This window comes from Flexivirga sp. G2, assembly GCF_055397625.1.
Genome location: NZ_AP039675.1, coordinates 531844 through 554752, shown reverse-complemented (window position 1 = coordinate 554752; position 22909 = coordinate 531844). Strand labels below are relative to the sequence as shown.

At 68.5% G+C, this 22909-nt stretch carries 24 protein-coding genes; 10 read left to right on the top strand and 14 right to left on the bottom strand.

What is annotated here, in order from left to right:
• Positions 1-99 precede the first annotated feature (99 nt).
• Positions 100-669, top strand: coding sequence for a dihydrofolate reductase family protein (locus ACZ50J_RS02765; protein WP_464299763.1), 570 nt, complete (start codon positions 100-102; stop codon positions 667-669).
• A gap of 162 nt (positions 670-831) precedes the next feature.
• Here the strand turns inward: ACZ50J_RS02765 and ACZ50J_RS02760 are convergent, their stop codons facing one another.
• Together ACZ50J_RS02760 and ACZ50J_RS02755 are read right to left on the bottom strand one after the other, a co-directional pair.
• A complete protein-coding gene (locus ACZ50J_RS02760) occupies positions 832-1512 on the bottom strand; it encodes a TrmH family RNA methyltransferase (RefSeq protein WP_464299762.1) in 681 nt (226 codons plus the stop codon).
• Positions 1513-1518: 6 nt separating this feature from the next.
• Positions 1519-2472, bottom strand: coding sequence for a helix-turn-helix transcriptional regulator (locus ACZ50J_RS02755; protein ID WP_464299761.1), 954 nt, complete (start codon positions 2470-2472; stop codon positions 1519-1521).
• A gap of 154 nt (positions 2473-2626) precedes the next feature.
• Here ACZ50J_RS02755 and ACZ50J_RS02750 point away from each other — a divergent pair, with 154 nt between their 5' ends.
• A complete protein-coding gene (locus ACZ50J_RS02750) occupies positions 2627-3280 on the top strand; it encodes a DedA family protein (protein WP_464301298.1) in 654 nt (217 codons plus the stop codon).
• 18 nt (positions 3281-3298) lie between these two features.
• Here the strand turns inward: ACZ50J_RS02750 and ACZ50J_RS02745 are convergent, their stop codons facing one another.
• The 4 genes from ACZ50J_RS02745 to macS form a co-directional block, all read right to left on the bottom strand.
• Positions 3299-4552, bottom strand: a complete 1254-nt coding sequence (locus ACZ50J_RS02745; protein WP_464299760.1) for an MFS transporter — start codon at positions 4550-4552, stop codon at positions 3299-3301.
• 90 nt (positions 4553-4642) lie between these two features.
• Positions 4643-6214, bottom strand: coding sequence for a DUF2339 domain-containing protein (locus ACZ50J_RS02740; RefSeq protein WP_464299759.1), 1572 nt, complete (start codon positions 6212-6214; stop codon positions 4643-4645).
• Between the two features lie 367 nt (positions 6215-6581).
• Complete coding sequence (locus tag ACZ50J_RS02735) at positions 6582-7250, bottom strand: response regulator (protein ID WP_464299758.1); 669 nt, start codon at positions 7248-7250, stop codon at positions 6582-6584.
• A 9-nt stretch (positions 7251-7259) separates the two neighbouring features.
• Complete coding sequence (gene macS, locus ACZ50J_RS02730) at positions 7260-8426, bottom strand: MacS family sensor histidine kinase (protein WP_464299757.1); 1167 nt, start codon at positions 8424-8426, stop codon at positions 7260-7262.
• Between the two features lie 49 nt (positions 8427-8475).
• On the opposite strand from macS, the gene ACZ50J_RS02725 reads away from it, so the two are divergent.
• Both ACZ50J_RS02725 and ACZ50J_RS02720 read left to right on the top strand, forming a co-directional pair.
• Positions 8476-9027, top strand: a complete 552-nt coding sequence (locus ACZ50J_RS02725; protein ID WP_464299756.1) for an ArsR/SmtB family transcription factor — start codon at positions 8476-8478, stop codon at positions 9025-9027.
• Positions 9028-9167: 140 nt separating this feature from the next.
• Positions 9168-10451, top strand: a complete 1284-nt coding sequence (locus ACZ50J_RS02720; protein WP_464299755.1) for a hypothetical protein — start codon at positions 9168-9170, stop codon at positions 10449-10451.
• A 9-nt stretch (positions 10452-10460) separates the two neighbouring features.
• On the opposite strand, the gene ACZ50J_RS02715 is transcribed toward ACZ50J_RS02720, so the two are convergent.
• The 5 genes from ACZ50J_RS02715 to ACZ50J_RS02695 form a co-directional block, all read right to left on the bottom strand.
• Positions 10461-11192: a sirohydrochlorin chelatase gene (locus tag ACZ50J_RS02715; protein ID WP_464299754.1), complete on the bottom strand. Its 732-nt coding sequence runs from the start codon at positions 11190-11192 to the stop codon at positions 10461-10463.
• Positions 11189-11935, bottom strand: a complete 747-nt coding sequence (gene cobA, locus ACZ50J_RS02710; RefSeq protein ID WP_464299753.1) for a uroporphyrinogen-III C-methyltransferase — start codon at positions 11933-11935, stop codon at positions 11189-11191. The genes ACZ50J_RS02715 and cobA overlap by 4 nt, the downstream gene beginning before the upstream one ends.
• A 100-nt stretch (positions 11936-12035) precedes the next feature.
• Complete coding sequence (gene pyrE / locus ACZ50J_RS02705; RefSeq protein WP_464299752.1) at positions 12036-12626, bottom strand: orotate phosphoribosyltransferase; 591 nt, start codon at positions 12624-12626, stop codon at positions 12036-12038.
• Positions 12623-13387 (bottom strand): SDR family NAD(P)-dependent oxidoreductase, encoded by a 765-nt coding sequence (locus ACZ50J_RS02700; RefSeq protein ID WP_464299751.1) that lies wholly within the window; start codon positions 13385-13387, stop codon positions 12623-12625. Before ACZ50J_RS02700 ends, pyrE begins: the two co-directional genes overlap by 4 nt.
• Positions 13388-13398: 11 nt before the next feature.
• On the bottom strand, positions 13399-13782 hold the full coding sequence (locus tag ACZ50J_RS02695) for a winged helix-turn-helix transcriptional regulator (protein ID WP_464299750.1): 384 nt from the start codon (positions 13780-13782) through the stop codon (positions 13399-13401).
• Positions 13783-13873: 91 nt separating this feature from the next.
• On the opposite strand from ACZ50J_RS02695, the gene ACZ50J_RS02690 reads away from it, so the two are divergent.
• The 4 genes from ACZ50J_RS02690 to ACZ50J_RS02675 are packed head-to-tail and all read left to right on the top strand — an operon-like array spanning position 13874 to position 17443.
• Complete coding sequence (locus ACZ50J_RS02690; protein ID WP_464299749.1) at positions 13874-14482, top strand: NAD(P)-dependent oxidoreductase; 609 nt, start codon at positions 13874-13876, stop codon at positions 14480-14482.
• A gap of 19 nt (positions 14483-14501) precedes the next feature.
• Positions 14502-15293, top strand: a complete 792-nt coding sequence (locus ACZ50J_RS02685; protein WP_464299748.1) for an exodeoxyribonuclease III — start codon at positions 14502-14504, stop codon at positions 15291-15293.
• Positions 15294-15349: 56 nt separating this feature from the next.
• Positions 15350-15898: a superinfection immunity protein gene (locus ACZ50J_RS02680; RefSeq protein ID WP_464299747.1), complete on the top strand. Its 549-nt coding sequence runs from the start codon at positions 15350-15352 to the stop codon at positions 15896-15898.
• Between the two features lie 60 nt (positions 15899-15958).
• Positions 15959-17443: a flavin-containing monooxygenase gene (locus ACZ50J_RS02675; RefSeq protein WP_464299746.1), complete on the top strand. Its 1485-nt coding sequence runs from the start codon at positions 15959-15961 to the stop codon at positions 17441-17443.
• Here the strand turns inward: ACZ50J_RS02675 and ACZ50J_RS02670 are convergent.
• The gene (locus ACZ50J_RS02670) at positions 17424-19139 is read right to left on the bottom strand and encodes an MFS transporter (protein ID WP_464299745.1); all 1716 of its coding nucleotides are present in this window, start codon (positions 19137-19139) and stop codon (positions 17424-17426) included. The two genes, ACZ50J_RS02675 and ACZ50J_RS02670, sit on opposite strands and share 20 nt — an antisense overlap.
• A 1-nt stretch (position 19140) precedes the next feature.
• Positions 19141-19866, bottom strand: a complete 726-nt coding sequence (locus ACZ50J_RS02665) for an LppX_LprAFG lipoprotein (protein WP_464299744.1) — start codon at positions 19864-19866, stop codon at positions 19141-19143.
• Positions 19867-20088: 222 nt separating this feature from the next.
• On the opposite strand from ACZ50J_RS02665, the gene ACZ50J_RS02660 reads away from it, so the two are divergent.
• Together ACZ50J_RS02660 and ACZ50J_RS02655 are read left to right on the top strand one after the other, a co-directional pair.
• The gene (locus ACZ50J_RS02660; RefSeq protein WP_464299743.1) at positions 20089-20859 is read left to right on the top strand and encodes an alpha/beta fold hydrolase; all 771 of its coding nucleotides are present in this window, start codon (positions 20089-20091) and stop codon (positions 20857-20859) included.
• Complete coding sequence (locus tag ACZ50J_RS02655) at positions 20856-22112, top strand: AGE family epimerase/isomerase (protein WP_464299742.1); 1257 nt, start codon at positions 20856-20858, stop codon at positions 22110-22112. The genes ACZ50J_RS02660 and ACZ50J_RS02655 overlap by 4 nt, the downstream gene beginning before the upstream one ends.
• Here ACZ50J_RS02655 and ACZ50J_RS02650 read toward each other — a convergent pair whose 3' ends face one another.
• Positions 22113-22904 (bottom strand): metallophosphoesterase family protein, encoded by a 792-nt coding sequence (locus ACZ50J_RS02650; protein ID WP_464299741.1) that lies wholly within the window; start codon positions 22902-22904, stop codon positions 22113-22115.
• Positions 22905-22909 lie beyond the last annotated feature (5 nt).

Sequence of the window (22909 nt, the reverse complement as noted above, 5' to 3'; positions counted from 1 at the left end):
CGAATCGACAGATTCACGAAAAACGTCTCGGTGGTTGTCGATGACCGGCGTCCTCGCTCGTCGTCATGATGTACACACCGGACGCCGAAGGGATCTCTCATGGGCAAGCTCGTTCTCTACTCCATCTGTTCGCTCGACGGGGCGGTCGACGACCCGAACCGCCTGTTCCCACCCGCCGACTCCTCCGAGCCCGCCCCGCCGGAGTTCGACGACGAGATGGAGGAGCCGTTCCGACAGCTCATCGGCAGCCAGACCGCCGTCATCCTCGGCCGTGGCATGTATGACGAGTGGGCCCGCTTCTGGCCCACGTCCGACGACCTCTTCGCCGATTTCATCAACAACATCCCGAAGTACGTCGTGACGTCGAGCCCGCTGGACGGCGGCTGGACCAACGCCGAGGCCGTGTCCGGTCCGTTGGCGGAGATCGTCGCCAAGGTGAAGGCCGGCACCACCGGCGACGTCGGCGTGCACGGCAGCATCACCCTGGCACAGGCACTGCTGGCCGATGGTCTGGTCGACGAGTTGCAACTGACGGTCGCGCCGATCCTGGACCCGGTCGGCCGGCGACTCACCGAGCGGATCACCGATCTCACCCCGCTCACGCTGACCGAGTCCTTCATCGCCCCGAGCGGCGCCATGTGGTTGACCTACCAGGTCGCCCGCCGCTGACGAATGAAGGTGGCCGAGGAGGTCTAGCCACTCACGGGCCGCGACATAGTGCGTCCCACCGCACGATCTGCAGGGCCAAGCACCGATTCGTGTCGCGCCCGACTTACAGGCCGCCAGAAAGTGCGCCCCACCGCACGATCTGCAGGCCACAACGCGGAAGGTTCAGCCGCCGAAGCCGTGCACGTGCCGCAGTACCCACACGTGCATCGCGATCGCGGCAGCGGCACCGGCATTGATCGAGCGGGTCGAGCCGAACTGTTCGATGTGCAGGACGTCCACGCACACCTCCTGCATCGGCGCCGTGAGACCCGGTCCCTCCTGGCCGAAGACCAGCACGCACCGTCGGGGCAGGTCGTAGGTCTCGATCGGTTTGCTGCCGGGGATGTTGTCGATCCCGATCAGCGGCAGCCCTTCACCGGCAGCCCATGCGGCGAGCGACGCGACGTCGGCATGATGGAACTCGTGCTGGTAGCGGTCGGTCACCATCGCACCGCGACGGTTCCAGCGCCGCTTGCCGACGATGTGAAAAGCGTTGGCACCCATGGCATTCGCGGTCCGGATCACCGAGCCGATGTTGAAGTCGTGGCCCCAGTTCTCGACCGCCACGTGGAAGTCGTGCCGGTGCTCGTCCAGGTCCGCGACGATCGCGTCGTGCGTCCAGTACCGGTAGCGGTCCTCGACGTTGCGCCGGTCCCCCTCAGCCAGCAGCACGGGGTCGAACCGCGGATCCGTCGTGCCGTCGGGCAACGTCGGCCACTCCCCGACATACGGTCCGACACCGACGTCGAGGGACCTCGAGACGCTCGTTCCTCGCTCCTCGGCCACCTCAGGTTGCTCGTCCACGGTCACTCAGCCAACCGCATGCCCCGCCAGCTTCGCCGTCCGGGTCGCCAGTCGCCGGTATGCCGCGACCAGGTCCTCGTTGTCCAGCACCTCGAAGTCGGTCGGCAGGCGCAGTAACCACCAGGCCATCGCGTCCAGACTCTGCGCGCCCACGTGCAGGTCGCAGTGATCGTCATCGACCGCTGTCAGCGTCCCCCAGCGCGCGACGTAGTCGTCGACGTCCGCCATCGGGCAGGCCAACCGCACGGTGGCCTCGCTCTCCCACCCGGAGTGCACCGACTGCCGGATGTACTCCTCCGCATCCGGCGCCTCCCGCGGTGTGAAGCCGAAGGTCGAGGCCCGCACCTGCGCCATACGATCCAGCCGGAACGAACGCCAATCCTTCCGATCGAGGTCGAATGCCATGAGATACCAACGTCTTCCGGTTGCGATCAGGCAGTAGGGCTCCGCCCTCCGGTATGACGCGGCGCCGTCCCGCGCCGTGTAGTCGAACCGCACCTGGTGGTGCTCCCGGACAGCTCTGGCCAAGGTCAGCAGCGCATCGGCGTCCACAGTGGTGGCCTGATATTCGACGGTCACGGTGGCCTCCTGCACCGCCGCGACGTGTGCTCGGATGGCGGCCGGCATCACCTGGTCCAGCTTCGCCATGGTGCGCAGCGCCGCCTCCCCCACACCGGCGACCGTGCCACCGGCGGCCAGCCGCAGGCAGACCGCCACCGCGACCGCCTCGTCCTGATCCAGCAGCAGCGGGGGCAGCGCGCGACCCGCACCGAGCTGGTATCCGCCACCGGTGCCGCGGCTGGACTGCACTGGGTAGCCCAGTTCGCGCAGCCGGTCGACGTCCCGTCGGACCGACCGGGTGGTCACCCCGAGGCGCTCCGCGAGCTCCTCCCCGGACCACACCGCCTGCGCCTGGAGCAGGCCGAGCAGTTGCAGCAGTCGCGCCGTCGTCGTTGCCATGGGTCCATCATCGACGAGTCAGCGGACAGAAGTTGTCCGCTGGAGCCCGAGAACCCTGCAACCACCCGAGGTATGCCGCACCGGCAACACCCAGTCGTCACCGGTTTCTCTCTCAGCGTCCCCTCAACGGGCCTCACGTACGCTTGCGCCCGTGATGCACTCCCTCGGCCCGAGCTTCATGGACCCCACGTATCTCCTCGATCAGTTCGGGGGTGCGTTCTTCGTCATCGCGCTGCTCATCGTCTTCATCGAGTGCGGTGTCCTCTTCCCGATCCTGCCGGGCGACTCATTGCTCTTCGCGATCGGCCTGTTCAGTTCGAGCGCGAAGTACAACTTCCACGTGCCGCTCTACGTGTCGGTGCCCCTGCTGATGATCGTGGCGTTCGCCGGGAACGTCGTCGGCTACGAGATCGGTCGCGCCGTCGGCAAGCCGATCTACGAACGCGACGGCCGCATCCTGAAGAAGGAGTACTTCGAGAAGACCAACCAGTTCTTCGACAAGCACGGCAACAAGGCGCTGGTCATCGGTCGCTTCGTGCCGATCGTGCGCACCTTCATCACTCTGGTCGCCGGCGCCGGCCGGATGGACCGCAAGCGCTTCTTCACCTGGAGCGCGGTCGGCGCAGTGCTCTGGGTGGCGATTGTTGTGTTCGCCGGCGTCGTGCTCGGCCGGGCCTTCCCGGGCCTGGGCGACAAGATCGACGTCGCGATCATGCTCGTCGTCATCCTCTCGGTCATCCCGATGCTCTACGAGTACCTCAAGCACCGCCGCGAGAAGACGGCCGCGCAGGCGCCAGCCGGCGAATAGCCTGCGCCCGTCCCACAGTCAGTCCGTCGACGCTGCCAGCGTGCGGTCCGCACCGGCGGCGTCTACACCCTCGCCGCTCACCCGCGTGAGCACGCGCGCCGCGGAAAGTGAGACCAGCACGACCGACAGCGCACCGGCGAACAGGTAGGTGTTGCGCACGCCGAGCGACGTGCCGATCGCGCCGAAGACGACCAGCGAAGTCACGTTCGTCACCTGCATCAGCCCGTTGACTGACGATGACACCCGCCCCCGCGCCTCATCGGGCGTCCGGGTGATCAGGAGCGTGCCGAAGCAGGCGTTCATGGCGCCGAGCGCCACGCCGATCTCGACGCACAGCACCAGGATCAGCCAGTATGTCGGCGCCGTACCGAACGCGAGCACGCCCAGCGCTATGGCGAGGAACCCCGCCAGCGTCGCCCGCACCCTCGTGCGGTCCTGGTCGATCCGGCCCGCCCACAGCGACCCGCCGATGGCACCGACCGTGAACGCCACCTCGGTCACGCCGTACCAGCCGGCGGACATTCCGAGCACGTCCCGCACCAGGAACACGTCGAGCACGTTCGTCCCGCCCGCGGCCAGCACCATGCCCAGAGCGGTGACCAGGAGCGGCCACAACAGCCGATCAGATCGGATGATGCGTAGCCCGCCGGTCGCCGACCCCGTTCCCGCGCGCTGCATCGTCTCGTCGCGGGCGCCGCCGCGCCTGGTCCGCACGGCGAGGGCAGTGCACAGCAAGAGCGCGAAGGTCGCGGCATCGAGCAGGATGACCGGGCGTGCACTCGTCCAGCCGTACAGCACGCTGCCGGCCGCGGCTCCGACCGGCAGCAGCGCCATGCTGAAACCCTGTTGCAGCGCGACCAGTTTGCCCAGGGCTTCGTCCCCGACGATGCGCGGTGTCAGCGCACTCCAGGTCGGTCCACTGAAGGCTTGCCCCGCTTGTACGACGAGCGTCAGCGCGAACGTTGCCACCAGATCGTCGAACATCGACAGCGCCAGGCAGCCGACGACCTGGCCGCCCAGCGCCAGGGCCAGCACGTGCCGGGAGTCGTACCGATCGGCGACTCGGCCGGCGAGCCCGATCAGCAGGATCAGCGGCGCTCCCTCGCAGATGAGCAGCCCGGTGATGCCCCATGGGCCGACACCGGAGTCGTAGACGCGCAACAGCAACACGACCGAGAGCAGCCCGTCGCCGAAGACCGAGAGGGCTCGGGCCGGAACGATGAGTCGTACGTCGCGGTGCCGCCACAACGATTCCTGAAGCTTTTCTTTCATATATATGAAACTACTGCTTCACATCGTTCGGCGCCACCCCACGCGCGAACGGCCCGACCTTCGAGGAAGGTCGGGCCGTTCGGAGAGCGCTCAGTGCTGCGGCATCAGCGGCACCTGCGGCTGGCGTTGCTCGCCACGGATCCGGGCGAAGGCCTGCGCGTACCGGGAGCCGGCGAAGAGCATCACCAGGCCGACCACGAGGAACGCCGCGGCTCGTGTCGCCCCGCCGAGCGTCGACAGGTCGAAGAGGAACAGCTTGGCGAGGGAACAACCGGCCAGGATCAGACCGCCGGCCAGGGTGGCCGCCGCGTACTGCGGGAACCGCAGGCCGACCGCCAGGACCGACATCGCCGTGGTGATCCAGATGACCGTCACACCCAGGTGAGCGGTGTGGAAACCGGGCGTCCCGCCGACCGCGGAGCCGAAGGACAACGCTGCCGCAGTCGCCCCGTAGAGCACGACCGCTCCGGCCGTTCCGATGGTTCCGCTGCGGGGAATCTCGGGCACGTAGTCCAGCGTGACAAGGCCGGCGAAGACCGCCCAGAGGGCGAGCAGCAGGCCGCCGAGCGTCGTCCCGATCGACAGGTGCGCGGTCGCCATACCGGCGTCGGCCAGCATCTCCGGCGTGGCGAAGGTGAGGTAGACGGTCCCGCCGACGCCGCCGAGGACGACGCCCGCGATGGCGGCGACCGGCGACTTCGTCGTGCGACCGGCGACGGTGACCAGCAGACCGGGCACCAACAACAGCACCGGCAGCCACTCGCCGTGGGTGAAGACGAAGCAGGCCTCCATCGCACTGATCAGGGCGACCGCCGCGAACGCAACGCGCCGCAGTACGGTCAGCGACCGAAGACCCAGAGCGCCGGCACCCATCACGACGGAAACGATCCCGCCCAGCACAAGTGCGACGTCCCGGTCGAGGTTCACGAGCAGGACGAAGAGCGGCACAGCCGTCAGGAAGAAGTTCGTCGCGTGCAGTTCGTCGTCGGCGCCGCGCGTGGCGAAGACCGAGACGACACCGAGCGCGAGAACCGCGGTGGCTGCCGCGATGGCCGCCTCACCCTGGTGGCCGATCACGTACACGGCGGTCACGGCGATCGCCGGGAGGGTCCGGGCGAGACTGAGCCACGCCCAGCGCTTCACCTGCTCGGGCACCAGCCCCGCGACCTGCAGGATGACGGTGAACCACACGAGCGTGTCGGTGATGCCACCGGTGAGTGCCGGGGCCAGAGCGGCGACGGCGATCGTCACACAGACTGCGAGCAGCTCCGAGTTCCACCGCATCGCGAGCACGGCGGATGCCACGGCGACCGCACCCGCGATCGCGAGGCCGCCGACCGACGGGACCCACTCGTAGAAGGTGGTGACGGCCACCGTGAGGATGAAGAGGCCGGCGATGCCGGTGCCGGCCAGTGCGATGCCGCCGATGGAGCCACCCGGGCGGTCGTGGATCCAGAGCGCGGCACCGATCAGGACGACGGACAGCAGCGCGCCCCCGGTGACCCGCACCTGCGGGCTGAGCAGCCCGGCGTGAGCGGCGATGACCAGCAACATGACCACGCCGATCAGCGTGATCGCGCCGCCGGTGAGGACCAGCAGCTTGCTGACGACTCCCTCCCGCTGCCACCACGGCGCCTTGCGCGGCTGCATCATCGGCGGCATGACTGGTCCCCGCCCTCCTTGGTACGGAGGACGGGGACCGTGGTGGTACGGCGGTGCGGGTGCCGCGAACGGGTTGGCGGGCGCGGGGCCGGGCTGACCGGGGAACTGGTTGGCCGAGGGCATGCCCGGCCCATTGGGACCTGAATTCTGCGGTGTCGTGTTCATGCGTCCCAGCATGTTTCAGTGCGGACGGGACGACCTGCGTACGACTACTCAGAGGGCATGGGGGTTGTCGGAACCGTCGCCGCACGCAAGTCCCCGCGAACGAAGCACAGGGAACGCGAGACGACGACCGGCCCAGACGGCAGCGTGAGCGAGCTTGCGAGCCACGCGGCAGTCTGGGGCGCGAGGAGTCGAAGCCAAGGATTCAGTCGAGCTCGTGCTCGATCGCGTAGCGGGTGAGTTCGATGCGGTTGGACAGTTGCAGCTTGCGCAGCGTGGCCTGCACGTGGTTCTCCACGGTGCGGTGGCTGACATCGAGTCGGCGGCCGATCTGCTTGGCGCTCAGGCCTTTTGCGACCAGTCGGAGCACTTCGAGTTCGCGCGGGGTGAGGGTCGGAGTCGGTTCGGCTCCGGCGGGCGTGGGCTCGCTCGCCATACGCCGGTATTCGCCGAGGACGAGGCCGGCGAGTCCGGGAGTGAAGACGGCCTGGCCCTCGGCGGTCGCGTTGACCGCTTCGAGCAACTCGGCGGCGGACGCACTCTTGACGAGGTAGCCGCAAGCGCCCGCCTTCACCGCCTGCAGCACGTCGTCGCGTTCGGAGGACGCGGACAGCACGAGGACGTGTGCGTCCGGTGCGACCTCGAGGACGCGGGCGGTCGCCTCAGCACCGTTGCCGTCCGGCAGCTGCATGTCCATCAGCACCACCTGCGGCTGCGTCGCCTTCGCGCGCGTCTCGGCCGCGGCCACGCTGTCGGCCGTGGCCACGACCACGAAACCCGAGCCCTCCAGGTCGCGGCTCACGCCGTCGCGCCACATCGGGTGGTCGTCGACCACCATCACCCTCGTCGGTTGCGTATCGGTCACGTACCTCATCCTGCCGTGTCAGGTGCGCGGAACATGCAGCTCCCACTCGGTGCCGAGGTCGGGTCCCGTCTCGATCAGCGCCTCGCCGCCCAGGTCGGCCATCCGGCCGCGAATCGACTGGCTGACTCCCATTCGGCCCTCGGCCGCCGCTTCCGCCAGCCGCCCCTCGGGTATGCCGGGCCCGTCGTCGCGGACGGTGACGACGATCTCGTCGCCGAGGTCCTCCAGCAGCAGGAAGGCCCGCGCTTCGTCACCTGCGTGCCGCTCGACGTTGTCCAGTACGGTGCGGACCACGGCCACCAGCTCGGTCACCGCGGAACTCGACAGGTACACCGGATCGGCAGGCCCGGAGAAGGCGGCCGACGCCGGGAGCACTGCCTGCAACCGACTGCGCAGTTCGGTCGACTCGTCGATGCCGGGCACGGCGGCCTGTTCACTGATCAGCGTGCGCAACGCCTGCTCCTGCTCACCGGCCAGGCGGCCCAACTCCTCGGCGTCGCCGCCCAGGTCCGCACCCCGACGGCGCATCAGCGCCAGGACCTGCAGTGCCCCGTCGTGCACCTCCCGGGCCAGCCGTTCACGCTCCTTGGTCGCCGCCTGCATCCGAACCGCCGCCGACAGCTCCTGCTGGGCACGCGACACGATGCGTGCGCCGACGCCGAGCGTCACTCCGACCGTCAGCAGGATCGGCGTGGTGGCATCGGTGACGAGGTTGTGCATCTGCTGCTCGATCCCGAGACTGAGCAGCGAAAAGCCCACTCCCGCAACGCCGCCCGCGATCGGGCCCCAGAGCAGCGCGACGGAGACCACGGCGTTGGTGATCCAGAACGTCGACGGCAGGCTCTGGTGATGATGGAAGTACTCCGGACGTACGACCCACACCGTCGACGCGATCAGCAGCACCGTGATGACGACCTCGACGACGACCATCGGCGGTCGTGGCAGCAGCTCGAACGCGTAGACCAGCCCGCTCACGCCGGACCAGATCACCAGCAGGGCGATCAGCAGCCAACTGATCATCGGATGGCTGTATGCCGGAATCCCTGACCCGGCAGGAGCTTTCGCGTTGACCGACACGATCTGCGCACCGACCGCATAGACGACCGACGCGAACCGGAAGACCTGCGCCCCGCGCCAGAACGGCAGCGTGGCGTCGGAGTCGATCTGCACCACGACGCGTTCCACGTGCTCGACCGTAGAACACCCTGACCATCGCGTGCGGCACGATGGCGGTATGACGGGACGACGCACCCTCACGCTGACGGATCCGCGTGCCATCCGGGTGCTGGCGCACGAGGTTCGGCAGCAGTTGCTGGACGAATTCAGCGGTGGCGAGGTCCTGACCGCGACCGAGGCCGCGCGACGGTGCGGCATCACACCCTCGGCCATGAGCTACCACCTGCGAGCCATGGAGCGCTGGGGCATCGTCGAACGGGTCGACAGCGAGGACGGCCGCGAGCGCCCCTGGAGGCTCGCGGCCGACTCGATCAAGATCAGCGATGCGGCGAGCGCGAACATTCCCGCCGGCGTTGCGAACACGCTGCTCGGCACGTTCATCAAGCGGGTCACCCGGACCGTGACCGAGATGATCGAGCGCGACAACCCGGACGATCACGCATCGATCAGTCAGGTGGGAGGCATCCACCTGACCGACGAGGAGGCCGACGAACTCGACCAGATCGTCAGCGACGCACTCGCCCGTTTCGGGGACCGGCACACCGCCGAGTCGGCGCCGCCCGGCGCGCGGAAGCGGGACATCTACTGGCTCAACCTGCCCCGGGAGTGACCGCCCGGCACCCATGCCCGGTCAGAACTTGGTAAACACCTGGGAATTGTTTGGTAAGTGCCTGCAACCCTACTGACGGGTTCATCTCACGATGAGGACGCGACCGCACATCCCGTCGTGGTCCATCAGAGGGAGAAACCGTGAAACTGACACGCGTTTGCGCATTCAGCACCATGACCGTCCTGGCCGTCTCGATGTCCGGAGCTGTCAGCTCCAGCGCCTCGGCTGCCACCGCGGGCAACAACCACCAGGCCGTCGCCAGCCAGGCGAAAGCCGTTGACAGCAAAGCGCTTTACGAGCGCATTCTGAAGAAGCTGCCGGCCGACTGGCAGGCCCGACGTGATGCCGCCCGCCAGCGCGTGGGCATCGAGGAGTCGCCCGTCACGGCAGTCCTCAAGACCAAGCTGTCCAAGATGACCGCTGCGTCGAAGGGGCGCTCGGCCGCAGCGATCGATCCCTCCGACTATGAGTGCGGCCCGACCAAGCTGGACGCGTATGTCGACAAGATCCTCGAGCCGGTCGACTCGTTCAATCTGTTCCTCATCCAGTTGCTGGGCGGCCTGGACGTCCCGACGTACGACGCGATCCTGAACGGCACCCCGAAGGGCGCGGGCTTCCAGCTGCTGCCGGCATACAAGGACGGGCTGACGTCGACGTTCGGCACCGCGCAGCGCTTCTGGGACGTCCGCCTGAACAACGTGCAGCTGATGGCGATGCACGGCGGCATGCTGACCGACGTCAATCGCGTGGCCTCCGTCGTGCAGTTCATGTATGGCGTAGGCCCGGCCGACGCCACGGACATCGCCAAGGACCTGATCACGATGGTCGAGAGCGACCCGGCGCTGAAGAACGGCGACAACCCGATCTTCACGCTGAATGCGTTCGCGTTCTCCGGCGAGGGCGACCCGGACCCGGTGATCCGCAAGCTCAAGGACAAGATGGTCTTCGGCGACGGGATCCTGGACGCGCTGAAGTCGATCGGCCTCAACAAGGTCGGGCCGAACGCCGTTCTCGGACATGAGATGTCGCACCACGTGCAGTACGAGGACAACCTCTTCGACAGCCCGCTGACCGGCGCGGAGGCAACGCGGCGCACGGAGCTGATGGCGGACGCGTTCGGCACCTACTTCGTCACGCACAAGAAGGGCCTCGGCATGAAGCCGGCCCAGATCCTGCAGGTCGAGGAGTCGTTCTACGACGTCGGTGACTGCCAGTTCAGCTCGCCCGGCCACCACGGCACCCCGAACCAGCGCAAGGCCGCTTCCTCGTGGGGCGCCGCCACGGTTGCGTTCTCGAACAACCCGAACAAGGTGATGCCCAGCCTCAAGCTGGCCGCGAAGTTCGACAAGGTGCTCCCGGAGCTGGTGAAGCCGGACGCGCCGACCTCGCTCAACGCCTACCGGAACAAGATCGCCCAGCCGTAACGGGATCGGTCAGGCGGAACGGATCAGCCAGGACGCCGGCCGGGTGGGGATGCCCCACTCGGCCGGCGTTCCCATGTCCGCGAGGAAGCGGTCGCGCACCAGGCGCGCGATGCGGGGGTCCGCGCCGAGCGGCTCGGTCAACGGAGCACCGAGCCCGGCGAGCGTGTCGTGGAAGAAGCCGTGCCCGAGGAGGTAAGACGCGACCCAGACCGCCCCCGTCGATCCACCCGCCCGGCCGATCGCATCGGAGACGGAAGGCCTTTGCGCAGCAGCGAATCCGGCCACGACGGGACCGCGTCGCAGTGCCCGCAGGTGAGCGGTGACCTCGCGGACGGCGTCCGCGGCGGCAGGCCGAGAAGACCCTGCTGCAGCGAGTACGACGGGCGCATCCGCCGGGGCACCGGCCTCGTCCAGCCGGTCCCGCAGGATCTCCGCGAGCACCGGGTGCGGGCCCAAGGCCGGCGTCGCCGTGACCAGTGGCGAGGCCTCCGCGGCGCGAGCGACATCGACCTCCATGTGATAGCCCGTCGACAGCAGCACCGGAACAAGCACGGTCCGAATCCCCTTTCGTGCAAGGGTTTGCACAACTTCGGACAGTCGCGGCTCCTGCACGTCGACATAGGCATCGAGCACGCGGACGCCGGGCAGCAGGGTGGCCACCTGAGCGCGCAGATCGATGACCGTCTGACGGCCGCGCGGGGACGACGTCCCGTGGGCGACCAGGACGAGGGCTGCTGTCATGCGACCACCTCCGGCGTCAGCGCTCGGGTCACATCACCGATGACGATTGCCGCGGGGTTGCCGATCCCTTGTGCGGCAACGAGATCCGCGATCGTCTCCAGCGAACCACTCACCTGCCGTTGCTCTGGCGTCCAGGCCGACTGCACCACTGTGACCGGGGTGTCGGCCGGCTTGCCGCCACCGATGAGTGCCGCGGCCAGCTCGCGCAGCCGCGCCATACCCATCAGCACCACGATCGTGTGACGCCAGCGGACCAGGGTGTCGGTGTCCAATTCGTCATGACCGGAGATCACCAGCACACCGTGGGCGACGCCGCGATGGGTCACCGGAACGTCGGCCGCCGCCGGTGCCGACAAGGCCGAGGTGACTCCGGGCACGACCTCGACGGGCACGCCGGCCAGCCGGCAGGCGAGCACTTCCTCGCCGCCCCGGCCGAGCAGGTAGGGGTCACCGCCCTTCAGCCGGACGACGTAGCGGCCGCGCTGGGCGTGCTCGACCAGCAGGGCGTTGATCTCGTGCTGCGGGACCGGGTGATGGTGCGGCGTCTTCCCGACGTCGATCACCTCGGCGCCGGGTCGCAGGTCGCGCAGCAGGTCGCGCGGAGCCAGGCGATCGGCGACGACGACGTCGGCGCGCTGCAACGCCCGCATCCCGCGGACGGTGATCAGGTCGTCGGCGCCCGGCCCGCCGCCGACGAGCACGACGCGGCCGGGCTCCGGCGACTGTTCGTGGACCTCGGACACGCAGCACCTTCAGAACGACGATTCGCCCGCGCGGAGTTGCGCGGGCGAATCAGTGTCGCATAACCAAATATGTGGCTATGCTTAATGTCGAGTGATGAGACTATGCGAGGCCGAGGTCCTGCAGGCCGTACGCCGTCAGATAGGCCACACCCTCGGCCTCGATCCGCTCCCGGGCTCCGGTCGAGCGATCGGCGATCACCGCGACGGCCACCACCTCGGCGCCCGCCTCGCGGACGGCGGCCACGGCCTCGAGCGCCGACGCGCCGGTGGTGGAGGTGTCCTCGACCACGATCACCCGCCGGCCCTTGATGGACGGACCCTCGATGCGCTGCTGTAGGCCGTGCGCCTTGCCGGCCTTGCGCACAACGAATGCATCGAGGGCGCGGCCCTGCGCCGCCGCCGCATGCAGCATCGCGGTGGCGACCGGGTCGGCGCCCATCGTCAGGCCGCCGACGGCGTCATACGACAGGTCGGCCGTGAGGTCGAGCATGACCTGACCGACGAGCGGGGCGGCGACGCCGCTGAGCGTGACGCGACGCAGGTCGACGTAGTAGTCGGCCTCCTTGCCGGACGACAGGGTGACCTTGCCGCGGACGATCGCCTCGGACGTGATGTGCTCGAGCAACTCCTGCTTGGACACGGAGGACTCCTCGTTCGGTAGTCGGATGTTCAGGTGGTCGGACGGGGTCATGGGCGATGCTTGCGGACCAGCTTGCCCGTTCGCACGACCGGGCGCGGCAACAACCTGAGGGCGGTCGCGGCCACTTTGTACTGGACGCTGGGGATCGAGATGACCTTGCCGCGATCGACGTCGTCGAGACATTCCTTGACCAGCGGATCGGCTTGCAACCACATGAAATCGGGCATGCCGTTGCCCTTGATGCCGGCGCGCTCGTGGAACTCCGTGCGCGTGAAACCGGGACAGAGCACCGTCGCCGTCACACCACTGCCGGCCAACTCGCTCGCCAGCCCCTCGGTGAAGACCGTGACGTAGGACTTGATGGCGGAGTAGGTGCCGGATGCCAGATAGCCCGCGACCGACGAAACATTGACGATCGCGCCGTGCCCGCGCTCGCGCATCGCCAGCGCTGCCGCGTGCGACAGCACGGTCACCGCGCGAACCATGACCGTCAGCGCCTCCTCCTCGACGCGAATGTCGTTGCGCAGGAAGGACTTCCGCAAACCGAAGCCGGCGTTGTTGACCAGCAGGTCGACCGGCCGCGCGGTGTCGGACAGCCGGTCCGCGACCAGTTGGATGTCGAGTCGTTCACTGAGATCTGCGGGCAGCACCTCGACCGACACCGAATAGCGGTCCTCGAGCTGCGCCTTGAGCTCCTCGAGCCGCTCCTGGTTGCGCGCCACCACGACGAGGTCGTGACCCCGCTTGGCCAGCTGCGTCGCGAAGGTCTTGCCGATGCCGGCGCTGGCGCCGGTGATGAGTGCGGTGGACATGGCTGCTGAGTCTATTGGTCCACGTCCTCGTCGAATTTCTCGCGGTGCGCGATGACCGCAGCGATGTGCTGCTCGGACCAGTCACGTATGACGTCCAGCGGCTCCTGGAGGGACCGGCCGAGCTCGGTGAGCTCGTAGTCGACCCGTGGCGGGATCGTCGGGTATGCCGTGCGCGTGACCAGACCGTCACGAGTGAGCGCGCGCAGCGTCGCAGTGAGGACCTTGCCGGACACGCCACCGACGCGATCGCGCAGTGTGGTGAAGCGCATCGGTCCGTCGGCGAGTGCGCCGATCACCAGCACCGTCCACTTGTCGCCGACTCGGTCCAGCAGGACCCTGGTCGGGCACTCCGGGTCGTAGCCGTCGCCGATCCACGCGGCTGTTGCGGACGTCATACCGACGCACCTCCTTGGTTACGTTGAGGTACCAGGTTACCAATGGTTACTGTTATCGGAACACCGAACTTCACGACACCCAGGAGCAGACATGAAGATTGCAGTCATCGGCGCCAGCGGCATGGTCGGGTCGCGAGTCGTCGCCGAACTCGCGCAGCGCGGCCACGAGGTCACCGCCGTCACCCGCTCCGGCACGCAGGTGCCGGAAGCGGCCAGCAGTGTCGCGGGGAACCTCGGCGACACCGAATTCGTGCGCGGTCTCGCCGCGGACCACGACGTCCTCCTGTCCGCCACGGGCCCGAGCCGGACCGGCGAGGACCACCGGATCTGGCTGGACGCGCTGCAGACCGCCGAAGCCAACGCGGGCAGCAGCCGTCTCTTCGTGGTCGGTGGCGCCGGCTCACTGCTGATCGACGGCACCCGACTGGTCGACCTGCCCGACTTCCCCGAGGCGTACAAGGCCGAGGCACTCACCGCCGCGCAGGCGCTCGAGACGATCCGTGAAGCACCCGAGTCACTCGACTGGGTGTTCCTGTCCCCGGCGCCGGAGATCGCACCCGGTGAACGGACCGGTGACTACCGCGTCGCGGACGATTCACCCGCCGGCGACAAGATCTCGGCCGAGGACTTCGCCGTCGCCATCGCGGACGAGATCGAGCAGCCGAAGCACCGCCGGTCCCGTTTCACTGTGGCCAATTGAGGCGACGTAGGTTGGCGTCGTGCGTATCGCGACCTGGAACGTCAACTCCATCCGCTCCCGTATCGACCGGGTCGTCGACGTGCTCGAACGTCACGACCTGGACGTGCTGCTGCTGCAGGAGACCAAGTGTCGTGACGACCAGTTCCCGACGCTGCAGCTGGCGGGGGCCGGCTACGAGGTCGCGATGCACGGCCTCAACCAGTGGAACGGCGTCGCCGTCGTCTCCCGGGTCGGACTGGACGACGTCACCGTCGGCTTCCCCGGCATGCCCGGGTATGGCGAACCACCCGCCGCCGAGGCACGGGCCATCGGTGCGACCTGCGGCGGAGTCCGCGTCTGGTCGCTCTACGTGCCCAACGGTCGCGAGGTGGGCCACGCCCACTACACCTACAAGCTCGACTGGCTGGCCCGGCTGCGCGACACCGCGGCCGGCTGGCTGGCCGAGGACCCGAACGCCCAGATCCTGCTGGCCGGTGACTGGAACATCGCACCGGTCGACGAGGACGTCTGGGACATCGGTTTCTTCGAGGGCAAGACGCACGTGACCGATCCCGAGCGCGCTGCGTTCCGCGCGGTGGTGGATGCCGGGTTCAGCGACGTCGTGCGGCCGTTCACGCCCGGGCCGGGCACCTACACGTACTGGGACTACACGCAATTGCGCTTCCCCAAGAAGCAGGGCATGCGCATCGATTTCGCGCTGGCTTCCCCGGCGCTCGCCGACCGGGTCGCCGACGCGTCGATCGACCGCGAGGAGCGCAAGGGCAAGGGCGCGTCCGACCACGCGCCGGTTCTGGTCACGCTCGGCGACTGACACCGTCCGAACCGCCACCTACAGTTGTCGGAAACACTTCGATCAGTGGGGGAAGCATGGATCAGCGCGACAGCCGTCCCGACGACGTGACGCGGCCCGTCCGACTACAGAAGGACACGCGGCCAGAGCACACCGAACGCATCCCCACGACACCGGAAACCCAGCGTTTTCAACGCCCTTCGGAGCCCAGCAGCTACCACACGCCCGTCGGGCACTACGGCACGCCGCCTCCGGCACCGGTCCGCTACCAACCGACGCCGCCGCAGGGTCCGCCCGCGCCGCCGCAGGGGCAGTTCTACGCACCGCAGCCCATGGGACCACCGCCGGCATACAACTCGGTGGTGATGACCGGTCGTCCCGGACCGTCGGGAGCCGTTGTCGCGATCGCCTGGATCCTGGCCGTGTGCACCTTCTTCTACCTGTTGCCGTGGGCGATCGCCGCGACCCGCAACAAGTCCAATCAGGGCGGCATCTTCCTGATCAACTTCTTCCTCGGCTGGTCGTTCATCGGCTGGGTCATCTCATTGGCCATGGCGTGCGGCGCCGACCCGCAGACCAACGTCGTGGTCGTCAATCACGCGCCGCAGCAGCACTATTACCGCTGATCCGGCCGCGCCCGGCGTTGCCGCGCGGCTGCGCCGACACGCCGTCGTAGCCTCTTTCTCATGAGTGTTCGCGTCGATCACGACCTGGTCATCGTGGGATCCGGATTCTCCGGGATCGGTATGGCGATCGCGGCCAAGAACCGCGGCCGCGAGTTCGTCGTACTCGAGAAGTCCGACGAGATCGGCGGCACCTGGCGGGACAACCGCTACCCGGGTTGCGAGTGCGACGTGCCCAGCCACCTCTACTCGTTCTCCTTCGAGCTGAATCCCTACTGGTCCAAGGCCTACGCGACGGCCGACGAGATCCAGGACTACCTGCTCTACTGCGTCGAGAAGTACGGCCTGCGCGAGCACGTCCGGTTCGGCACCAGCGTCGAGCGGATGACGTATGACGAGGGCCTCGGCGCATGGCACCTGACCGTCTCGACCAGCACCGGCGAGATCCGCCAACTCGTCGCCGGGGCAGTCGTTCTCGGCGTCGGCGCGCTGCACGAACCGGTGATCCCGGAGATCCCGGGCCTTGAGAACTTCCGCGGCGAGATGCTGCACACGGCGGCCTGGGACCCGGGCACGACCGTGGTCGGCAAGCGGGTCGGTGTCATCGGCACCGGTTGCAGCGGCGTGCAGGTCATCCCGCCGCTGGCCGAGGACGCCCGGCACCTCACCGTCTTCCAGCGCACGCCGGCCTGGGTGCTGCCGAAGGTCGATCCGGCATACCCCGACTGGCTGATCGACCAGTACGAGAAGCGGCCCTGGCTGATGAAGGCGCACCGGACGAAGCTCCGCGCAGCCGGTGACGTGCGGGTCGGGGCGTTCACCAAGCAACCCGCCGCACTGAAAGCGGCGTCGAAAGCCGCTGCAGCGCACCTGCGTTCGGCGATCAAGGATCCGGAACTGCGCGCCAAGCTGACGCCCGACTACACGATGGGCTGCAAGCGAGCCACGATGTCCAACAGCTACTACCCGGCGCTCGCCGGCGACAACGTCACCGTCGAGACCTCACCCATCCAGGACGCCGAGGGCACGGGAGTGACCACGGCGGACGGAACGCTGCACGAGCTCGACGTGCTGGTCTTCGCCACCGGCTTCGACGTCACCGGGTCCTACCGGCACCTGAACATCACCGGTCTCGGCGGACACACGCTGGACGCTGACTGGGCCGACGACATCCAGACCTACTACGGCGTCACCGCACCCGGCTACCCGAACCTCTTCTTCCTGCTCGGCCCCAACACCGTGCTCGGCCACACCTCCGTCGTGCTGATGATCGAGGCGCAGATCGGGCTGGTCGACAAGCTGCTCGAGGCGCGGGACGAACGCGGCGCGACGGCCGTTCAGGTGCGCCCGCAGATCGTGCCCGCCCACATGCAGCAGCTGGACGAGCGCAGCGCTCAGTCGGTCTGGGAGTCGGGCGGCTGCAGCAGCTGGTACCTCGATGCGCAGGGCCGCAACCGGACGCTGTGGCCGGGCAGCGTCGGCGAGTACGAACGCAAGCTGGCCCGTCCGGAACTCGTGGACTACGAATTCACCGGCTCGGTGTCGTAACCGCGAGCGCCTCCGGGTCCTCCTCGACGGGCGCCCCACTGACCCGCCGCCCGAGCAACAGCGCCACGGCAGCCGCGAGCAGCGCCACCACGGCAGCGCCGAGGAACACCGTCTGCACCTGCAGGATCCCTGCGTCGGTCACTTGCGCCTTGGTCGGGTTGGACAGCGACTGGACCCGCCCGTAGAAGCGGTGCAACCCGATCGCGGTCAACAACGCGAGACCGACGACCATGCCGATCATCCGCGCCACCACGAGCAGCGACGAGGCCACGCCGTGCGCGGTCTGCGGGGCGTCGTGCAATGCCGCGTCGTTGACCGGTGCGATCGCCAGGCCGACACCGAGCCCGGCGAGCGCGAGCAGCACCGTCGGCAGCAGCCACGACTCGAGGGCGTCGCCGTCCCAGGTCGACATCTGCAGCAGCGCGAGCCCGGTCACCAACAGCCCGGGTGCCGCGACCACGGCCGGGCCGAACCGGCGCAGCAACCAGCCACCGGCCAGCGCACCGATCGGCACCGCGACCAGGAAGCGCAGCAACACCAGCGCGGCCTGGGTCTGCGAGTCGGTGATCGTGAGCCTGGCCAGCACCGGTATGTCGACGACGATCGCGACGATCGAGGTGCCGACGCACGCCGAGACCACCAGGGCCGGCCGGACCCGACCCACGACAACACCCTTGGCGATCAACGGGTTCCGGGCGGCGCGGTGGCGCCATACATAGAGAGCGGCAGAGACGACGGCGAGCGGCAGCAGCCACCAGCCGAGTGGACCGACGACCTGCTTCTCCGGGTTGGACGCGGCGAACGTCAGCACCAGTGCACCGAGCGCGATCGCGATCAGCAGCGCTCCGATGACGTCGACATTGCGCACGATCGGCCACCAGTAGCGCACCGACAGCGCCAGTAGCAGAGCGAGCGCGATCAGTCCCCACATGCCGATCGGTGTCATCAAGCGGGCGGTGTGATCGCCATACGGGACGAACGGACCGCCCCACCTGATCGACGTGGTCAACGAGTCCGGGGCCCACAACGCAAGACCGAGCACGACGACGGTCGCGAGCGCCGCGAGCCCGGTGAGAGCGTGCCACCACCGCGGCACGGGTGCCCCGATGCGTTCGCGGCCGCCGCGGTCACCGCAGGCGACGATGCAGGCCGCCAGCACGACACCGGCCAGACCGTTGAGCCAGAAGATCATTCGCCACTCGGAGACCGCCAGGATCAGCGCCCCGAGCAACGGACCGACCACGCTGCCGATCTCCTGGACCGCACCGACCACTCCGAGCGGGGTGCCGCGCTTGCCGGCCGGCCAGAGGTCCGCCACGAGCGCGAGGGTCGCCGGCACCAGCCCACCGCCGCCGACGCCCTGCAGGAATCGGCCGGTGACCATGACCGGCAGCTCAGCGGAGATCGCCGTCACGGCCGAGCCGATGACGAAAAGGGCCAGGCACCACAACAGGATCCGCTGGCGATCGACGAGGTCGGCCAGCCGACCGATCAGCGGCAGCACCGCGATGTAGCCCAGCAGGAAGCCCGAGATGATCGGCGTCGCCTTCTGCAGCGCGTCGACGCCGAGGCCGACGCCGTTCATCATGTCCTGCAGCGCCAGCACCACGACATAGGTGTCGGCGGCCGCGAGCGCGACGGCGACGGACGCCGTCGCGAGGAGAGCCTTGGCCCGCGGGGAGGCGACGCGCTCCACGTCAGGGCTTGGAGATGGCAACCTTCTGCCCGTACTTGGTGAACTCGACGGTGTATGACGTGTCATTGGCACCCTTGTAGAACTCCCCGGTCAGCTGGGCGGACCGCAGCTCCCCCGTGTCGGTGATCTGGTAAACGGCGTCATACGTCTTGTCGGCGCTGCCGAAGTTGAGGCCCTGCTTGATCACCGCGCCCGGCAAGGTGCCGGTCACGGTCTGCACGATGTCCTTGCCGTCACGCTTCTTGTCGCCGAACTTCGGCGACTTGGTCGCGATCAGCAGGTCGGAGAACCCGCCCTGCCGGGCGAAGATCTTCGCGGGGTCCGGCGCGCCGAACTGCTTCGGGTCGAGGACCGCCATCTTCGGGCTGAGCGGCGTCTTCGCCCAGACCTTGCCGTCCACGGCGACGACCGGGACGTTGATCGTCCCGGCGGCGGGGATGCGCACCGCGATCGTGCCCTTGAAGGCCGGCGCGTGCGAACCGTCGCCCTCACCGCTGATCAGGCCGTTCTCCTTGGCCGGGATCTTGTCGGAGGTGAGCTTCAGGTGCACGCCCGAGGTGTCGTCGAGGGTCTTCTTCGCCTTCGCCAGCGTCGCCGCGGGGGTCGCCGCCTGGCCACCGCCGGAGGTGCCCGTGCCGGACGCCTTCTTGCTGCCGCTGCTGCAGCCGGTCAAGGCAAGGGTCACGGCGATGGCGAGCGAACTGGTGACGGTCAGGGTGCGTCGCATGTAGAGCAACCTATCTTTCCCGAGAGGCGGACCCGGAACGAACATCCGAGTCGATGCAGGTGGACTGCCATGTTGACGCACGACGGACCACACAGGTTCCCTGCGCGCCGCCCCGGACCCGTCTCGGGAGACAATGGCCGGATGGCCGGACTTCATGTGCACCGAGTGACCACCGACGACGGAGCTCGGTTGGCGGCATACGTTCGCGAACCCGGAGGGCCCGTGAGTCGCACCGTCGTCCTCGGCCACGGCTGGATCCTGGACCACCGGTCCTGGCTACCGGTGCTACGCACGCTCGATCCGTCGTTGCGGGTGGTGCTGTGGGACCAGCGCGGACACGGCGGTTCGACGCTCGCCGACGGTTCGCGGAAGGTCGGCCAGGAGTCGATCCGGCGACTGGGCGCCGACCTGCAGGAAGTGGTGCAACAACTGGCGCCGCAGGACGAGCAGGTCGTGCTCGGCGGTCACTCGATGGGCGGTATGACGATCTTCGCGTATGCCGGGCTCGCGCCCGAGGAGTTCGTCGAGCGGGTGCGCGGTGTGGTGCTGGTGTCGACCGCCGCCGGCGGGTTGCGCGGCAGCGGCCGTCGCGGTGAGCGCCAATTCATGTCCGCGATGCGGCACCTGCCCGTGCGCATCGGCCGCGGTATGACGGAGAAGGGCCACCGTGCGGCGGCGTTCGGTCGCGGGGCCGACCCGGCCGACGTCCACGAGGCCACCGTCATCGCACGCGGCACCCGGGTGAACGTCTTCGCCGGTTTCTACGATGCGTTGATGCAGCACGACGAGATCGCGGCACTGGCCGCCATGCAGAACGTCCCCGCCCACGTCCTGGTGGGCGGCCGGGACCGGCTCACGCCGCCGAAGCTCGCGCAACGCATCGCGGCCGGACTCCCGCAGGCGGAGTTGCAGACCTTCGGCGAGCTGGGCCACATGCTGCAGTGGGAGGCCCCCGACCAGGTGGCCAAGGCGATCGAGGATCTCGCGCGATGATCGACGACACCACGAGTCCGGCCACGTCCGAGGCTGCGGCACAGATGCGCACCGAGGCGGACCGCCTGCTCGACTTCGCCGTCGCCTCGCGCGCCGAGCACGGCTTCGCGTGGCTCGACGACTCCGGCCGACCGACCGACCGACCATTGGAGTTGTGGCTCACCTGCCGGATGACGCATGTCGCTGCACTCGGATTGCTCAGCGGGCGAACGGAATTCGCTGGCCTGGTCGATCACGGGATCCAGGCACTGACCGGGTCGTTCCACGATGTTGCCCATGGTGGGTGGTTCGCGTCGGTCGACGCATCCACGGGCAAGGCCGTCGACGACCGCAAGCAGGCCTACCCGCACGCATTCGTGCTGCTGGCGGCCAGCAGTGCCGTCGTCGCCGGGCGGCCCGGCGCCGAGGAGTTGCTCGCCACCGCGCGGCAGGTGCACGAGGAGCACTTCTGGATAGGTTCGAAAAACCTTGTGCAGGAATCCCTTTCGGCAGACTGGTCCAGCTCGGAGCCCTATCTCGGGGTCAACGCGACGATGCACACCGTCGAGGCCTACCTCGCGCTGCACGATGTCACCGGCGACGCGGACTACCTGGACCGTGCCGAGGCGATGACCCTGCAGGTGGCCGGCTGGGCGCGTGGACGCGACTGGCGGATCCCGGAGCATTTCGACGCGACCGGTCGGATCATGCCCGACTACAACAAGGACCGCCCGGCGGACCCGTTCCGGCCGTTCGGCGCGACGGTCGGGCACGGCCTGGAATGGTCACGGCTGGCGCTGTCGGTACGCGCGAGCCGGCTACGACTCGATGCGTCATACAACGGTGATGAGTTGATCTCTGCCGCAACGGAACTCGCCGATCGTGCGATCACGGACGGCTGGGCGGTCGACGGTGCGGACGGTTTCGTCTACACGACCGACTGGTCCGGGCAGCCGGTCGTCCGGGCGCGGATGCACTGGGTGGTCTGCGAGGCCATCGGCGCGGCATACGCGCTGGCCTCGGGGACCGGCGAAAAGCGTTGGAACGACTCGCTGCTCACCTGGTGGGACTACGCACGTCGCCACCTGATCGACACCGCTGCCGGGTCCTGGCACCACGAGCTGGACGAGCACAACCGGGTCGCGCACGGCACCTGGGTGGGCAAGCCGGACGTCTACCACGCGCTGCAGATCTGCCTGCTCGTCGGTGACGGGCTCCCCCTCGCGCCGTCCTTCGCCACCGCGATCGCCGAGCGGGTCACCGCGCAGCGCTGATCAGACCGGACGTTCGTGATAGTCGGTGATCGGCTCGCCGGCCTTCCACTCCTGCAGGTTGCCGCGGTAGATGCCGTGCCGCAGCTCGAGCTCGTAGCCCTCGTAGTCGGGCATCCCGACGGTTCGGGCGTGAGCGAGCTCGGCCTCGACGTCATACGGGACGCGGGCGAACGCGACCGACCAGGGTGCGATCTCCGGCGAGCCCCACTCACCCTCGAGGATGCAGTAGATCGCCATCGGGTCGCCCATCGAGTTGCCGACCGCGCCGGTGTTGAAGACGGTGCGTGCCGCCAACTGCACCTCGAAATGCGGGTCGTGGGTGTCGCCGTACCCGATGAGATCGGGCAGCGGCCCGTCACCGGTAGCGGGCGTGTTGGTGAACAGTGCCTCGAACTCCGCTTGGGTGCGCACGTAGCGGACGCGGCGGTGCACCGTCTCCTCGCTCGCGTGGAAGACCCGCAGCCGTCGCCCGCTCACCCACTCGTCATGGCTGAACGGCAGCGCGCGCAACCAGTCACCCTGACCGGGACCCAGCTGGGCGAGCCACCACGCGAGTGACTCGCCGCCGAAGTCCCGGTCCGGGTCGGGCAGGAAGTCGTCCCAGTTGCCGAGGATGTTGACCTCGCAGCGTTCGCGGCAGATGTCGACGACCTCACGGCCGCGCGGTCCCTTGCCGACGTAGTCGCCGAGGTTCCAGATGCGGGTGATGCCCCTGCGGTCGATGTCGGCGAGCACCGCCTCGACCGCTGTCAGATTGCCATGGACATCGGAGATCAGCGCGACCTTTTCCACGAGTG

Coding starts and splice junctions, on each gene's coding strand:
- ACZ50J_RS02765 (WP_464299763.1), top strand. CDS start 100: ATGGGCAAGCTCGTTCTCTACTCCATCTGTTCGCTCGACGGGGCGGTC.
- ACZ50J_RS02755 (WP_464299761.1), bottom strand. CDS start 2,472: ATGGCAACGACGACGGCGCGACTGCTGCAACTGCTCGGCCTGCTCCAG.
- ACZ50J_RS02750 (WP_464301298.1), top strand. CDS start 2,627: ATGCACTCCCTCGGCCCGAGCTTCATGGACCCCACGTATCTCCTCGAT.
- ACZ50J_RS02745 (WP_464299760.1), bottom strand. CDS start 4,552: ATGAAAGAAAAGCTTCAGGAATCGTTGTGGCGGCACCGCGACGTACGA.
- ACZ50J_RS02740 (WP_464299759.1), bottom strand. CDS start 6,214: ATGCCGCCGATGATGCAGCCGCGCAAGGCGCCGTGGTGGCAGCGGGAG.
- ACZ50J_RS02735 (WP_464299758.1), bottom strand. CDS start 7,250: ATGAGGTACGTGACCGATACGCAACCGACGAGGGTGATGGTGGTCGAC.
- ACZ50J_RS02725 (WP_464299756.1), top strand. CDS start 8,476: ATGACGGGACGACGCACCCTCACGCTGACGGATCCGCGTGCCATCCGG.
- ACZ50J_RS02715 (WP_464299754.1), bottom strand. CDS start 11,192: ATGACAGCAGCCCTCGTCCTGGTCGCCCACGGGACGTCGTCCCCGCGC.
- pyrE (WP_464299752.1), bottom strand. CDS start 12,626: ATGACCCCGTCCGACCACCTGAACATCCGACTACCGAACGAGGAGTCC.
- ACZ50J_RS02700 (WP_464299751.1), bottom strand. CDS start 13,387: ATGTCCACCGCACTCATCACCGGCGCCAGCGCCGGCATCGGCAAGACC.
- ACZ50J_RS02695 (WP_464299750.1), bottom strand. CDS start 13,782: ATGACGTCCGCAACAGCCGCGTGGATCGGCGACGGCTACGACCCGGAG.
- ACZ50J_RS02690 (WP_464299749.1), top strand. CDS start 13,874: ATGAAGATTGCAGTCATCGGCGCCAGCGGCATGGTCGGGTCGCGAGTC.
- ACZ50J_RS02680 (WP_464299747.1), top strand. CDS start 15,350: ATGGATCAGCGCGACAGCCGTCCCGACGACGTGACGCGGCCCGTCCGA.
- ACZ50J_RS02675 (WP_464299746.1), top strand. CDS start 15,959: ATGAGTGTTCGCGTCGATCACGACCTGGTCATCGTGGGATCCGGATTC.
- ACZ50J_RS02665 (WP_464299744.1), bottom strand. CDS start 19,866: ATGCGACGCACCCTGACCGTCACCAGTTCGCTCGCCATCGCCGTGACC.
- ACZ50J_RS02655 (WP_464299742.1), top strand. CDS start 20,856: ATGATCGACGACACCACGAGTCCGGCCACGTCCGAGGCTGCGGCACAG.